We start from the raw sequence: 14,015 nt of genomic DNA on the forward strand, positions 1-14,015 counted from the left end.
CACGATCCACGCCACCCGAAGGACACCAGTGATGACCGTCTCCGGAACCTCTGCACCCACGACCGACTTCGAGCTCGAGATCAACGGCATGACCTGCGCGTCGTGCGCGAACCGCATCGAGCGCAAGCTCAACAAGCTCGACGGTGTCGCAGCCACCGTCAACTACGCGACCGAGAAGGCGAAGATCTCCGTCGCCGCGGAGAGCACCGACATCGACGCGAGCGTGCTGATCGCGACCGTCGAGAGCGCCGGGTACGGCGCGAAGGAGCCTCGCCACGAGTCGGCTCCGTCGAGTGCCTCTCCCGACGCCGAGGCCACGGATCCGGTCGCCCTCCTCAAGCGGCGACTGCTGGTCTCGGCCCTGATCACCGTCCCGGTGGTGCTCTTGGCGATGGTGCCGGCCCTGCAGTTCGAGAGCTGGCAGTGGCTCTCGCTCACGCTCGCCGCACCGGTCGTCGTCTGGGGCGCGGCGCCGTTCCACCGGGCGGCCTGGACGAATGCGCGCCACGGCGCAGCGACGATGGACACCCTGGTCTCGATCGGCACCCTGGCGGCCTTCGGCTGGTCCCTGTACGCCCTCTTCCTCGGCACCGCCGGCGAGCCCGGCATGACCCACGCGTTCAGCTTCGCCATCGAGCGCACCGACGGTCTCGGCAACATCTACCTCGAGGCGGCAGCCGGGGTCACGACGTTCATCCTCGCCGGCCGCTACTTCGAGGCCAGGTCGAAGCGGCGCGCCGGTGCCGCCCTGAAGGCGCTCCTCGAGCTCGGCGCGAAGGAGGTCGCCGTCCTCCGGGACGAGGTGGAGACCCGGATCCCGATCGACGAGCTCGCCGTCGGGGACCTGTTCGTCGTACGTCCCGGGGAGAAGGTCGCCACCGACGGCATCGTCGAGGACGGCTCCTCCGCGATCGACGCGGCGATGCTGACCGGCGAGTCGGTGCCGGTCGAGGTTGGACCCGGTGACGGGGTCACCGGAGCCACCGTGAACGCCGGCGGACGCATCGTCGTCCGGGCGACCCGGGTCGGCGCGGACACCCAGCTCGCCCAGATGGCGCGCCTGGTTGAGGAGGCGCAGACCGGCAAGGCGGCGGCTCAGCGGCTCGCCGACCGCATCTCGGGGATCTTCGTACCCATCGTGATCGCCCTCTCGGCCATCACCCTCGGGTTCTGGCTCGGCGCCGGCGCGGGGACCGCCACCGCCTTCACCGCGGCGGTCGCGGTGCTGATCATCGCCTGCCCGTGCGCGCTCGGTCTGGCGACGCCCACGGCGCTGATGGTCGGCACCGGACGTGGTGCCCAGCTGGGCATCCTGATCAAGGGACCGGAGGTGCTCGAGAGCACCCGCAGGATCGACACCATCGTGCTCGACAAGACCGGCACGGTCACCACCGGCAGCATGACCCTGACCGACGTCATCGCCGCGCCCGGCGAGGACGCCGACGAGATCGCACGCCTGGCCGGCTCCCTCGAGTACGCCTCGGAGCACCCGATCGCCCGCGCCATCGCCGCCGGGGCCGGGGCCCGCGTCGGCACCCTGCCGGCGGCCGAGGACTTCGCCAACGTCCCGGGCCTGGGTGTGCAGGGCATCGTCGACGGCCACGCCGTCCTCGTCGGGCGGGTCCGCCTGCTCGAGGAGTGGAGCCAGTACCTGCCCGGCGACCTCGCCCTGGCGATGGCCGAGGCCGAGAGCGAGGGCCGCACCGCCGTCGCCGTCGGCTGGGACGGACAGGCGCGTGGCGTCCTGGTCGTCAACGACGTGGTCAAGGCGACCTCCGCCGCGGCGATCGCCGAGTTCCAGCGCCTCGGCCTGACGCCGGTCCTGCTCACCGGTGACAACGAGACGGTGGCCCGCTCGGTCGCCGCCGAGGTCGGCATCCCGGTCTCCGCGGATACCGTCATCGCCGAGGTGCTCCCCGAGGACAAGGTCGCGGTGGTCCGCCGGCTGCAGGAGGAGGGCCGCGTGGTCGCGATGGTCGGTGACGGCGTCAACGACGCGCCGGCCCTGGCCCAGGCCGACCTCGGCCTCTCGATGGGCACCGGCACCGACGTCGCCATCCAGGCCAGCGACCTGACCCTGGTCGGTGGTGACCTGGGGGTCGCGGCCGACGCGATCCGGCTCTCGCGGCGGACGCTGGCGACCATCAAGGGCAACCTGTTCTGGGCGTTCGCCTACAACGTCGCGGCCATCCCGCTGGCGGTCGCCGGGCTGCTCAACCCGATGCTGGCCGGTGCCGCGATGGCCTTCTCGTCGGTGTTCGTGGTGAGCAACAGCCTCCGGCTGCGACGCTTCCGCTGATCCCAGCGCCGCCCCGCACGATCTCTTAGGCTCCTGAGCATGGACCATCGGGTGTTGCTGATCGTCGGGGCGGCGCTGGCGATCATGATCGCGGCGTCGGTGTTCGCGCGGCGTACGGGAGTGGCGGCGCCGCTGCTGCTCGTGGGGCTCGGGATCGGGGCGAGCTATCTGCCGGGGGCGCCGGAGATCGAGATCGATCCGGAGCTGATCCTGGCCGGCGTACTGCCGCCCTTGCTCTACTCCTCCGCGGTCAACCTGCCGGTGATCGACTTCCGGCGGAACCTCCGGCTGATCAGCTGGCTCTCGGTCGTGATGGTGATCGTCTCGGCGCTGGTGATCGGGACGGTCGTCCACTGGCTGTTCCCGGAGATCTCCTTCCCGCTCGCGGTCGCGCTCGGCGCGGTCGTCAGCCCCACCGACGCGGTGGCGGCGACGGCGATCGGGCGCCGCGTTGGGCTGCCGCCGCGGGTGATGACGGTGCTGGAGGGCGAGAGCCTGGTCAACGACGCCTCCGCCCTCGTCGTCCTCCGGACGGCCGTCGCGGGGATCGCGGCGGCCAGTTCGTTCTCGCTGGGACGTACGGCTCTGGAGTTCGGCTGGGCCGTGCTGGGTGCGCTCGTGATCGGCGCCGTCATCGGCTGGCTCACCGTGCTGCTCCGCCAGCGCCTGGACGACCCGGTGCTCAACACGACGATCTCGTTCGCGGTGCCGTTCATCGCCTACTTCCCCGCCGAGGAGCTGAATGCGTCGGGAGTGCTCGCCGTCGTCGTCGCCGGCCTGGTCACCGGCGGGCTCGGCAGCCGCCGGTTCAGCGCCCGCGACCGGCAGACCCAGGCGACCACCTGGACGACCTTCAACTTCATCCTGGAGAGCGGCGTCTTTCTGGGGATGGGCTACCAGCTGCCCGGGCTCGTCGACGCCGCCCGCGGCGAGACCACGCTGGGCGAGATGGCCGGGCTGGTCCTGATCGTGGTCGGCCTGCTCGTGGCGCTCCGGTTCCTCGGGCTCGCCGGGCCTGCGCTCCGGGACCGGGAGGAGAACAAGGAAGAGGTACGCACCCGCCTCGACCAGTTCGAGGAGAAGCTCGACTCGCTGACTCCCGCCGATGACCGGGAGGACGCCCGGATCACCTCGGCCCGGCGACGGCTGGCACGGGGCCGGGCGGACATCGACTTCGAGGAGCGGGAGCCGATCACCAAGCGTGGCTTCCTGATCATCGGGTGGGCCGGGATGCGTGGCGTGGTCACGGTCGCCGCCGCCCACACCATCCCGGCCGGAACCTCCCACCGCGCGACCGTCGTGCTCGCCGCCTTCCTGGTCGCGCTCATCACGCTCGTGCTCTTCGGCCTCACGCTCCCGGCGGTGATCCGCCGGATGCGGTTCCCCGGTGAGTCCTCGAAGGATCGGCACGACGCGTTCCGGGAGCTGCTGCGCCAGGTCGGTGAGGATGCGATCGACACCCTCGGACCGCTGGAGTCGCAGACCATCGACGGCGAGCCGATCGACCCGAAGCTGGTGACCAAGCTCAAGGACAGCATCCTCCCTCGGGTGCTCGCGGGTGTGCGTGAGACCCCGAGACTCAGGCCCGCGGTGATGGAGCAGACGATGATCCTGCAGATGCGCTACCTCGATGCGATGCGCGACGCGCTCGCCGCCGAGCGCAGCATCGGCGCCTACAGCTCCCACACCTACCGGAGGGTCGAGTCGATCCTCGACGACATGGAGAAGCGGCTCGACGCGAGCTGAGCCGGTGGATGGGCGCCGGACGGTTACGTTGGCGCCTGCGGGCCCGTCATCACCATGACGGAGCTCGCGCGAGGAAGGTAACGACATGACCGGATCAGGTGCACACGAGGCAACGGCGGAGGCCTTCGAGCAGCAGCGCGAGCGCCTGGTGGCGGTCGCCTACCGGATGCTCGGGTCCAGGGCGGACGCCGAGGACGCGGTGCAGGAGGCGTGGATCCGGCTGGCGCGCCAGGACGAGGCCTCGATCGACAACCTGGCCGCCTGGCTGACCACGGTGGTGGGTCGGGTCTGCATCGACGTGCTCCGCTCGCGCAAGACCCGGCCGGAGCTGTCGTACGAGGACCGGCTGCCCGACCTCGTGGTCGCCGTCGACGGCGGAGCGGCGCCCGAGGACGACGCGATGCTCGCCGAGTCGGTCGGGATGGCACTGCTCGTGGTGCTGGACTCCCTCACGCCCACCGAGCGGCTGGCGTTCGTCCTGCATGACATGTTCGCGGTGCCCTTCGCCGAGATCGGCGAGATCATCGGCCGGTCCACCGACGCGACCAAGATGCTCGCCAGCCGGGCCCGCCGGAAGGTGCAGGGCACACCCCAGCCGCAGGAGGAGCCGCGGCGCCAGCGCGCAGTGGTCGACGCATTTCTCGCCGCGGCACGGAACGGGGACTTCGAAGGGCTCGTCACGCTGCTCGACCCGAACGTGACCTGGCGGACGTACCACCCGAAGGGCGTGCTGACCACGGTCGGCGCGGCCGAGGTGGCCGAACCGGTCATTCGCGGCGCCCGCTCGATGACCTCGGCACTCCCGGTCCGCGTCAACGGCGAGCCCGGGTTCGTGGTCTGGGGCGCCAACGGCAAGGTGCTCGGCCTGGTGGCGTGCACCGTGGTCGAGGGGCGGATCGTCGAGCTGGTGACCGTGAGCGACCGCAAGCGCCTCGACGCCATGGATCTGCCCCCGCGACCCGAATAGCGCGCCCGTCCTCGCTCCGGGTTGTTACCTCTTGAAGAGCGCCTTCGTCGTAGTGGTGCAAGCAACCGAAGACGAAGGAGACCCAAGATGGAAAGCCGGATCAACCCGATGGGCAACGAGATCGGGGCCGCGTGGGCGAAGCACATCATCTCGTCGAACAAGATCATCGCCGGCTCGACACTGCCGACGGCCGTGCAGGAGCTGGTGAAGATCCGCGCCAGCCAGATCAACGGCTGTGGCGGCTGCCTCGACATGCACACCAAGGAGGCCGCGGCCGCCGGTGAGAGCGCGCTGCGGATCAACCTGGTCGGCGCATGGCGGGAGACGACCGTCTACACCGAAGCGGAGCGGGCGGCCCTGGAGCTCACCGACCAGGGCACTCGCCTCGCCGACTCCAGTGGGGTCACCGATGAGGCGTGGGCGAACGCGACGAAGCACTTCGACGAAGACCAGCTGATGGCCCTGGTCGGCCTGATCTGCCTGATCAACGCCTTCAACCGCCTCAACGTGATCACCCGGACTCCCGGCGGCGAGTACCAGCCCGGGCAGTACGCCTGACACCAACTCGCCTCAGGCTCGCGGCGGACCCGCCCCTGGGGTCCGCCGCGGCCACCGACCTCATCGATTCTGCCCAGGAGAAGACTCATGAACATCGCACTTTGGATCGTCGCCGGCCTGATGGCGGCCATCTACCTGCTCTCCGGTTTCGGGAAGCTGTTGGTCCCCAGGGAGAGGATGGCCACGATGGGCGACGCCTCGCGCTGGGTCCTCGACTTCCGACCCAGCACCCTCAAGATCATCGGAGCACTCGAGATCCTCGGCGCCGTCGGCCTGATCCTGCCTGCCCTGCTCGACATCGCGCCGATCTTGGTGCCGCTGGCAGCAACCGGCCTGACCCTGATCATGGTCGGTGCCGTGATCCTGCGGATCCGCCGTGGCGAGAGGAAGATCGCGCTGGTGGACGCGACCTACCTCGTCTTGATCGCTTTCGTGGCGATCGGCCGCTTCGCATGGGTCCCCTTCACCGGCTGATCGGCCCGGTCGGTCACACCGTCTCGAAGCCGGCCATCATCGCCATGTCCTCGTGCTCCAGATTGTGGCAGTGGATGAGGAACCTGCCGGCATACCTCTCGAACTTCACCCTGACCCGGACGGCCTCGTACGGGCGTACGTCGACGGTGTCCTTCCAGCCGAGGTCCATCGGGCCCGGTCCGTGGTTGCCGCGCCGCAGGACCTGGAAGGGCGAGAGGTGGACGTGGACCGGGTGGTGTGCGTCGGTGAAGAACTCCCAGATCTCGGTGGACTCCAGCGGCACCTTGGCCTGCGGGACCGCCGGGTCGAAGGGCTTGCCGTTGATCCCCCAGCCTTTGCGGCCGTGCACCTTCGCCTGACGGAAGTGCCACCGGCGGATGACCGCTCCGTCGGGCTTCTCGGGCTCGGGTACGTCCGCGAGCCGCTCGGGGATCCGGACGTCGTCGGTCGCGCGGCGAGCGACGAGGAACCTCATCACCTGCGCGGTCCGGCCGGTGCCGAGGGCGTTGCGCATCTCGACCGTCGTGCCCGGCGCGAGCGAGCCGAAGTCGACGACGACGTCGAACCGCTCACCGGAGGCCATCGTGATCTCGCCGTGCTCGGCCGGGGCGGCGAGCAGCCCGCCGTCGGAGCCGATCTGGGTGAACTTCACGGGCCGGCCGTCGGAGGTGCGCAGGCTCAGTGCGTAGCGGCGCGCGTTGGAGGCGTTCAGCAGCCGCAGCCGATATTGCGCCGCCTCGACCTCCGCCTCCGGCCAGGGGGCACCGTTGACCAGGATGACGTCGCCGAGCACACCGGCCATGTAGCGGTCCTCGACGCCGGGCTCGCCCAGGAGCTCCGGGTCGAGCGCCGGATAGCGCAGCGCGCCGTCCTCGTCGAAGGCCCGGTCGGCGATCATCAGCGGCAGCTCCCGTTCGCCCCGTGGCAGCGAGAGCGCGTCCTCCTCGTCGTCGCGGATGATGTGGAAGCCGGCCAGCCCGCGCCACACCTGCGGGGCGGTGAAGTCCATCCGATGGTCGTGGTACCAGAGCGTCGTCGCCGGCTGCTCGAGCGGATAGCGGTAGTCCCGCTTTCCTGTCGTGACCAGCGCCTTCGGGTCGGCCATGGCCTCGTGACCGCCGCCGTGACCGTCCCCATGACCCGTGTGGTGAGCGTGGTGCGCCTCGAAGCCCGGCGGCACCAGCAGGTCCGTCGGCCAGCCGTCGCTCTTCGCCGGGGTGTGCCCGCCATGGAGATGCGTCGCGGTCGGCAGTGTGAGGGAGTTGGTGTGGCGTACGGTCACTGCCTCGCCGCGGTGGGTCTCCAGCGTCGGCCCGGGAAAGACCCCGTCGTACGTCATCATCTCGGTCCGCAGCCCGGGCAGGATCTCCACCGACGCGGTGCGCTGAGAGATCTCGATCATCTCGCCCGAAGGCCGCTTGACCGGCGGCAACGGCAACGGAGTCTCGTACGCCTTCGGCAGCCGTGCCGCGCTGCGCAGGATCCGTCCGGTCTGCTCGGGGGCCTCACCGCACGCGGCCAGCGATCCGGCGACCGGAGCGGCCAGCCCGGCGCCGAGGAGTGTGCGTCGCCCGATCCTCATCGCCCGACCTCCCGCGGGCTGCCGGCGCCGCGGCGCACGGAGGCGATGGCCACGGCCACCGCGATGCCGACGGTGAGGACGCCGACCGGGACGTGCAGTTGGAGGACCCGGGTGTAGCCGAGGATCGCCTGGACGTGGATGAGGAAGAAGAGCGCGACCGACCAGATGAGGAACCACCAGCGCCCCCGCATCGCGACGACGGCGCCCGCGGCGATCGGCAGCAGCAGGCCGAGGCCCTGCAGCGCGACCGCGCCGGCGGAGTGGAGGCCCAGCGCCTCGAAGGTCCCGGCGAAGTAGGAGCCGATGAAGATCGGCTGCCCGATCGCGAAGAGCGCGGTCGCCACCGCGACGGCTCGGAAGCAGAAGAGGCTGACGCGTGGTCGGCGCTCGCGTATCTGTGTGGTCACACCTCGACAATAGGTAGACAAGGTACCTATGACATCGGGCGTTCCCCTGACCGCCGGCGGATCCTCGCCGGGGTCAGCCCTGGTGGGTGAAGACCTCGTCGCGGGCCGTGTCGAGACCGATCTGGAGGGCGCCGCGGAGCACGGGGTCGCCGGAGATCTCGGTGGGGACGACGGTGGGGACGTTGGGACCGAGGGCAGCGATCGCCTTCTGCACGCGCGCCGCGAGGACCGATCCGCCGGCGCGCCCGACCTCGCCCGCGAGCACGCACAGCTCGGGATCGAGCACCACGCAGATCCCCGCCAGGCCGAGGGCGAGCCTCCTGGCCAGCTCCTCCAGGAACGGCTCGGCGTCGGGGTTGCCGTCGGCGGCCGCGCGTACGCAGTCCACGCCGCTGCCGCTCAGCCCGAAGGCGCGGGAGAGGGTGTCCATGGCCTCGACGCTGACCAGCGACTGGAAGGCCGCGTGCTGTGGGCTGTCGGTGCCGTGGGGTGTGGAGGCGCCCGGAACCGCCAGATAGCCGATCTCACCGGCACCACCGCCGGCGCCGCGGTGGAGGCGGCCGTCGACGAACACCGCGAGCCCGAGGCCGCGGTCGATCCAGGCGAGCACCGAGTCCTTGACGCCGTGGGAGGCTCCGGCGGACTGCTCGGCGAGCCCGGCCAGGTTGACGTCGTTCTCGATCAGTATCGGCCGCTGGAAGGTGCGGCGGAGGTCCGCGAGGACGCCAGCACGCCAGTCCGGCAGGTCGTTGGCGAAGCGGATGTCCCCGGTGCGCGGGTCGATCATGCCCGGCGTACCGATCGAGAGGCAGCGGAGCTGCGGCATCGTGATGCCCGCGCTCCGGGTGGCGTCGGCGACGGTGGCCCGCACCGCCTCGACCGGGTCGGAGGCCTCGTGGGGGTCGAGCGCGCCGGTGGCCAGCTCGGTGCCGGTGATGTCGGCGACCGATGCGGTGATCTGGTCGGGGCCGATGTGGAGGGCCGCGACATAGCCCGCCGACGGGACCACGCCGTAGAGCGCCGCGTTGGGACCGCGACCGCCCTGTTGCACACCGACGACCTCGACCAGGCCACGCTCGCCCAAGCGCGTCAGCAGCTGTCCCGCGGTCACCTTCGAGAGGCCGACGAGCTCGCCGAGCCGGGTCTTCGTCACCGGCCCGTTCGAGAGCATCAGGTCGAGCGCCGCGCGGTCGTTGGTGTCGCGGATCAGGTGTGTCTTGGGTGGTCTCGACATCGGCGGCGCTCCTTTCGCGGGTAGGGGTGGCGTACGGAACGCCAACCTAACAATTGCAGGGCCTGAGCCGGTGTTTGTCCACGCAGGGTCTAGACGGTAACTGTAAAGGAACCTTACAGTAGGGCTTCGATCGCCATCCTTCTCAACCCCCATCAAGGAGTTTGGAATGCGTACTACCACGAAGATCGCCGTTCTCGGCGGGATCTTGCTGGCGCCCGTCCTGGCCATGTTGCCGACGAGCCCCGCAAGTGCGCACGGCTACATCTCGAACCCCCCGAGCAGGCAGGCCCAGTGTGCTGCCGGCACCGTCGAGTGCGGGGACATCAAGTACGAACCGCAGAGTGTCGAGGGCCCGAAGGGCCTCACCAGCTGCTCCGGCGGCAACTCGAGGTTCGCCGAGCTCGACGACGACTCGAAGAACTGGCAGGCCACACCGGTCGGCCGGACCCAGACGTTCACCTGGTCACTGAGCGCCCGACACAGCACCAGCACCTGGCAGTACTTCATCGGCGGCACCAAGATCGCCGAGTTCGACGACGGTGGCGCGCAGCCTCCGGCCACCGTCGAGCACCAGGTCGACTTCGGGTCGTTCACCGGCCGGCAGAAGGTCCTCGCGGTCTGGAACGTCGCCGACACGACCAACGCCTTCTACGCCTGCATCGACGTGAACATCGGCGGCACCGCGACCGACCCGGAGGAGCCGGCACCGGTGGCCGGGGAATTCCCGGTCAGCGAGGAGCAGTTCAACCAGCTCTTCCCCAACCGCAACCCCTTCTACACGTACGCGGGCCTCGTCGAGGCGCTCAGCGCCTACCCGGAGTTCACCAATGCTGGGGACGAGGCGGTGCAGAAGCGGGAGGCCGCGGCGTTCATCGCCAACGTCGCCCACGAGACCGGTGACCTGCTCTACGTCGTCGAGCAGAACGAGGCCAACTACCCGCACTACTGCGACCCCAACCAGTCCTACGGCTGTCCCGCGGGCAACGACCAGTACTACGGCCGCGGTCCGGTCCAGCTGAGCTGGAACTTCAACTACAAGGCCGCCGGGGACGCGCTCGGGATCGACCTGCTCAACAACCCCAACCTCGTCGCCACCGATCCGGCGGTCGCCTGGAAGACCGGGCTCTGGTACTGGAACACCCAGAACGGCCCGGGCACGATGACCCCGCACGCGGCGATGGTCAACGGTGCCGGCTTCGGCGAGACCATCCGGTCCATCAACGGCGCCATCGAGTGCAACGGCGGCAACCCGGCCCAGGTGCAGAGCCGTGTCGACAACTACACCGAGATCACCTCGCTGCTCGGGGTGGACCCGGGCGGGAACCTTTACTGCTGAGGACATCCCGCACAGAGACCGGCGGTGTACGCAGCCCCACCTGCGTACGCCGCCGTGTTTCTGTTTTGTGACAAGCGCCCAACGAGTTTCTGCCTCCGTGCCGGTGTCGGTCGCCCGGTTGCGCCCCTACCTTCGAGTAGCAACCGGATCCCCGGACAGTCCGGGGCCGGACGGACGAAGGAGCATGCTCGGTGCTCAGATCACTCTCTCTCCGAATCGCCGCGGTCGCCGCGGCCGTCACTCTCCCCCTCTTCGGCCTGGTCGCGCCGGCCGATGCGGAGAGCCCCTACGAGCGCGGACCGGACCCGACGTCGGCCAGCGTCCTGGACAACGGCACGTTCTCCCTCTCCACCGCCTCGGTCTCCTCACTGGTGACCGGCTTCGGCGGCGGGACGATCTATTACCCCACCTCCACCACCGCGGGGACGTACGGCGGTGTCGTGCTCGCCCCTGGCTACACGGCCTCCTCGTCGTCCTACTCCGCCGTCGCGCGCCGGGTGGCCTCGCACGGGTTCGTGGTCTTCGCGATCGACACGAACTCCCGCTACGACCAGCCCGACAGCCGCGGCTCGCAGATCCTGGCGGCGGTCTCGTACCTGAAGAACAACGCCTCCTCGACGGTCGCCTCACGCCTGGACGAGACCCGGATCGCGGTCTCCGGCCACTCCATGGGCGGCGGTGGCACGCTCGCCGCGGCCAACCAGGACTCGTCGATCAAGGCCGCGGTCGCCCTGCAGCCCTGGCACACCGACAAGACCTGGCCCGGAATCCAGATCCCGACCATGATCATCGGCGCCGAGAACGACAGCGTCGCGCCGGTCAGCTCGCACTCCATCCCGTTCTACACCTCGGCCACCGGGGCCCGGGAGAAGGCGTACGGCGAGATCAACAACGGCGACCACTTCATCGCCAACACCGACGACGACTGGCAAGGGCGCCTGTTCGTCACCTGGCTGAAGAGGTACGTCGACGACGACACCCGCTACTCGCAGTTCCTCTGCCCGGCGCCGACCTCGATCAACCTGTCCGACTACCGCAACACCTGCCCGGACTGATCCGTCGGTCCTGACGTACGGAATCGAACCGGCCACCTCGGGGGAGGTGGCCGGTTCTTCTACCCCCACGTTGGAAGATGGGGGCATGACCGGAATTAGTGGAAACGGCGGAAGCAGCACAGGCATCCGCGTCGCGTCCGTCGACGACATCCCGGAGGGTGAGGGGATCGCCATCTCCTCCGACATCACCGGCACCGAGGACGACATCGCCATCCTGCGCGACGATGACGGCATTTGCTGGGCCCTCAACGACACCTGCACCCACGAGACCGCCTCGCTGGCCGAGGGCTGGGTCGAGGACGGCGACGTCGAATGCCCCCTGCACTCCTCGCGGTTCAACCTCAAGACCGGCAAGGTCGACGGGCTCCCGGCCACCCGCGACACCGTCCCGCACCGCGTCGAGGTGCGCGACGGTGAGGTGTACCTGTTCCCCGGCGAGAGGCCGTGACCGTCTCGTCGGTCCTCGTCGTCGGTGGCGGGATCGCCGGCGTCTCCACGGCCGCGGAGTTGCGGAAGAACGGGTACGCCGGTGAGTTGACGCTCCTCTCCGCCGACGCGCTCCCCTACGACCGCCCGCCGCTGTCCAAGGAGTATCTCGCCGGCGGTCGCGACCTCGAGTCGATCACACTGCAGCCCTCGCAGTGGTACGCCGACCAGAAGATCTCGCTGGTCGGGGGAGCAGTCGCGGTCGCCGTGCGCCCGGACGACGGCGAGGTCGAGCTCGCCGACGGACGGGTGCTGACTGCCGATCGGATCGTGCTCGCCACAGGCGGTCGCGCGGTCCGGCCGGCGTTCGGATCGCCGAGCCACGTCCTGCGGGAGGTTGCTGACGCCGACCGGCTGCGTACCCAGTTCGTGCCCGGGGCCCGACTGCTGATCGTCGGAGCCGGACTGATCGGTGCCGAGGTCGCCTCGACCGCCCGGGGGCTGGGAGCCGAGGTCGTGCTGGTCGACCCGCTCGACCCGCCCCTCGCCGCTGCGGTCGGGATCGAGGTGGCCAGGTGGCTGCACAGCCTGCACGCCGACCACGGTGTGGAGGCGCTGACGACCACGGTCGAGACGCTGCTGGAGACGCCGACCGGAGTCGCCGCGCAGCTGAAGGGCGAGCCGGACTCGCGCGAGTTCGACGCCGTGCTGCTGGCCGTCGGCCTGATCCCCGAGACCGGGCTCGCCGAGGCCGCGGGTCTGGAGACCTCGCGCGGCATCCTGGTCGATGCCGGTCAGGTGACCAGCCATCCGTCGGTGCTCGCGGTCGGAGACTGCGCCCGCCTCCGCGACCACCACCGCGCCGAGCACTGGGAGGCCGCCCAGCTGGACGGTGCCCGGGCGGCGGCGACGATCCTCGAGACCGAGCCCCCACCCGCGACAGCGCCCTGGTGGTGGTCGGACCGCTACGGGCTCCACGTCGAGGGCGTCGGTGAGATGCGGTCGGCGGACGCCGAGCACACCAGAGTCGTACGCGGCACCCTCGGCGAGCCGCCCTTCTCCGTGTTCACTCTCCGCGGCGAGCGCGTCATCGGCGCGGTCGCGGTCGACGACCCGGCTACCGCCAAGGCGGCCCGTCGCCTGATCGACCGAGGTGTCGACGTACGGCCCGCTGATCTCGCGGATCCGACTCAGAACCTACGAACCCTGCTGCGCCGATGACGATCTTCGTGCCGAGTCGGCGCGTTCTGACCGGGTTTCGCGTCGAGTCGGCGCGTTAGAACGAGCCGACTCGACGAGTTTTTTAGTCAGAACGAGCCGACTCGGCGATACAGCGAAGGCGCCCCGCGAGCGGGTCGCGGGGCGCCTTTCGTGGTGAGGAGGCTCAGACGGTGAGCTGCGCCGGCTTGGACTGGTTGGCGACGCGGTTCTCGGAGTCGATGAACCAGGCCAGCTGCTCGACGCGGGTGATGATCGCGTGCAGCAGGTCGGCGGTGGTCGGGTCCTCGGAGTCGATGTCGTCGTGGATGTCACGAGCGGTCTTCGAGGTTGCGTAGAGCGCGGCGGCGGCGAGGTCGGCGGCCGTCGCGGTGTCGACCTCGGTCGCCGGGAGCGGCGCGAGGGTGGTGTCCTCGGAGACGGTGCCGGTGCGGCCGTCGGGGAGGATGTAGAGCGCACGCATGCGCTCGGCGACCTCGTCGGTGAAGTCGCGGGCAGCGTCGACGACCTCGTCGAGGACGAGGTGCATGTCGCGGAAGTTCTTGCCCACGACGTTCCAGTGCAGCTGCTTGCCCTGCAGGCTGAGCTCGGTCAGATCGACGAGCAGACGCTGCATCTGGGTCGCGAACGCCGGGCTCGGGATGAACGCGGGGTGCGAGGTGTGGGTGGCGCTGCTCGTGTCGGTCTTCGTGGCCATGTTCGGTGGGTCCCCC

13 protein-coding genes are annotated in these 14,015 nt (G+C 70.1%); 9 read left to right on the forward strand and 4 right to left on the reverse strand.

The features are described 5' to 3' along the window. The first annotated feature begins 31 nt into the window (after nucleotides 1-31). The 5 genes from AB0F44_RS22020 (at nucleotide 32) to AB0F44_RS22040 (ending at nucleotide 6,044) form a co-directional block, all read left to right on the forward strand. Nucleotides 32-2,299, forward strand: coding sequence for a heavy metal translocating P-type ATPase (locus tag AB0F44_RS22020; RefSeq protein ID WP_357358816.1), 2,268 nt, complete (start codon nucleotides 32-34; stop codon nucleotides 2,297-2,299). A gap of 39 nt (nucleotides 2,300-2,338) precedes the next feature. Continuing rightward, nucleotides 2,339-4,045: a sodium:proton antiporter gene (locus tag AB0F44_RS22025; RefSeq protein WP_357358817.1), complete on the forward strand. Its 1,707-nt coding sequence runs from the start codon at nucleotides 2,339-2,341 to the stop codon at nucleotides 4,043-4,045. Between the two features lie 85 nt (nucleotides 4,046-4,130). Continuing rightward, nucleotides 4,131-5,012 (forward strand): sigma-70 family RNA polymerase sigma factor, encoded by an 882-nt coding sequence (locus AB0F44_RS22030; RefSeq protein WP_357358818.1) that lies wholly within the window; start codon nucleotides 4,131-4,133, stop codon nucleotides 5,010-5,012. A gap of 87 nt (nucleotides 5,013-5,099) precedes the next feature. Next, nucleotides 5,100-5,570, forward strand: coding sequence for a carboxymuconolactone decarboxylase family protein (locus AB0F44_RS22035; RefSeq protein WP_357358819.1), 471 nt, complete (start codon nucleotides 5,100-5,102; stop codon nucleotides 5,568-5,570). An 87-nt stretch (nucleotides 5,571-5,657) separates the two neighbouring features. Beyond that, nucleotides 5,658-6,044: a DoxX family protein gene (locus tag AB0F44_RS22040; RefSeq protein WP_357358820.1), complete on the forward strand. Its 387-nt coding sequence runs from the start codon at nucleotides 5,658-5,660 to the stop codon at nucleotides 6,042-6,044. A gap of 13 nt (nucleotides 6,045-6,057) precedes the next feature. Here the strand turns inward: AB0F44_RS22040 and AB0F44_RS22045 are convergent, their stop codons facing one another. The 3 genes from AB0F44_RS22045 to AB0F44_RS22055 form a co-directional block, all read right to left on the reverse strand. Then, entirely contained in the window at nucleotides 6,058-7,626 is a 1,569-nt protein-coding gene (locus tag AB0F44_RS22045) for a multicopper oxidase domain-containing protein (RefSeq protein WP_357358821.1), read from the reverse strand. Next, nucleotides 7,623-8,033, reverse strand: coding sequence for a hypothetical protein (locus AB0F44_RS22050; protein WP_357358822.1), 411 nt, complete (start codon nucleotides 8,031-8,033; stop codon nucleotides 7,623-7,625). Before AB0F44_RS22050 ends, AB0F44_RS22045 begins: the two co-directional genes overlap by 4 nt. 73 nt (nucleotides 8,034-8,106) lie before the next feature. Further along, the gene (locus AB0F44_RS22055; protein WP_357358823.1) at nucleotides 8,107-9,267 is read right to left on the reverse strand and encodes an ROK family transcriptional regulator; all 1,161 of its coding nucleotides are present in this window, start codon (nucleotides 9,265-9,267) and stop codon (nucleotides 8,107-8,109) included. 166 nt (nucleotides 9,268-9,433) lie between these two features. Between AB0F44_RS22055 and AB0F44_RS22060 the strand changes: the two genes are divergently transcribed. The 4 genes from AB0F44_RS22060 (at nucleotide 9,434) to AB0F44_RS22075 (ending at nucleotide 13,305) form a co-directional block, all read left to right on the forward strand. Then, nucleotides 9,434-10,603: a glycoside hydrolase family 19 protein gene (locus AB0F44_RS22060; RefSeq protein ID WP_357358824.1), complete on the forward strand. Its 1,170-nt coding sequence runs from the start codon at nucleotides 9,434-9,436 to the stop codon at nucleotides 10,601-10,603. 191 nt (nucleotides 10,604-10,794) lie between these two features. Beyond that, nucleotides 10,795-11,658: an alpha/beta fold hydrolase gene (locus tag AB0F44_RS22065; RefSeq protein WP_357358825.1), complete on the forward strand. Its 864-nt coding sequence runs from the start codon at nucleotides 10,795-10,797 to the stop codon at nucleotides 11,656-11,658. An 85-nt stretch (nucleotides 11,659-11,743) separates the two neighbouring features. Continuing rightward, complete coding sequence (locus tag AB0F44_RS22070) at nucleotides 11,744-12,106, forward strand: non-heme iron oxygenase ferredoxin subunit (protein ID WP_357358826.1); 363 nt, start codon at nucleotides 11,744-11,746, stop codon at nucleotides 12,104-12,106. Then, the gene (locus AB0F44_RS22075) at nucleotides 12,103-13,305 is read left to right on the forward strand and encodes an FAD-dependent oxidoreductase (protein ID WP_357358827.1); all 1,203 of its coding nucleotides are present in this window, start codon (nucleotides 12,103-12,105) and stop codon (nucleotides 13,303-13,305) included. Before AB0F44_RS22070 ends, AB0F44_RS22075 begins: the two co-directional genes overlap by 4 nt. A 163-nt stretch (nucleotides 13,306-13,468) precedes the next feature. Here AB0F44_RS22075 and AB0F44_RS22080 read toward each other — a convergent pair whose 3' ends face one another. Beyond that, nucleotides 13,469-13,999 carry a DNA starvation/stationary phase protection protein gene (locus tag AB0F44_RS22080; RefSeq protein ID WP_350662725.1) on the reverse strand — a complete coding sequence of 177 codons (531 nt, stop codon included), beginning with the start codon at nucleotides 13,997-13,999 and terminating at the stop codon, nucleotides 13,469-13,471. Nucleotides 14,000-14,015 lie beyond the last annotated feature (16 nt).

The organism is Nocardioides sp. NPDC023903 (genome assembly GCF_040639295.1).
In the GTDB taxonomy this organism is placed as follows: Bacteria; Actinomycetota; Actinomycetes; order Propionibacteriales; family Nocardioidaceae; genus Nocardioides.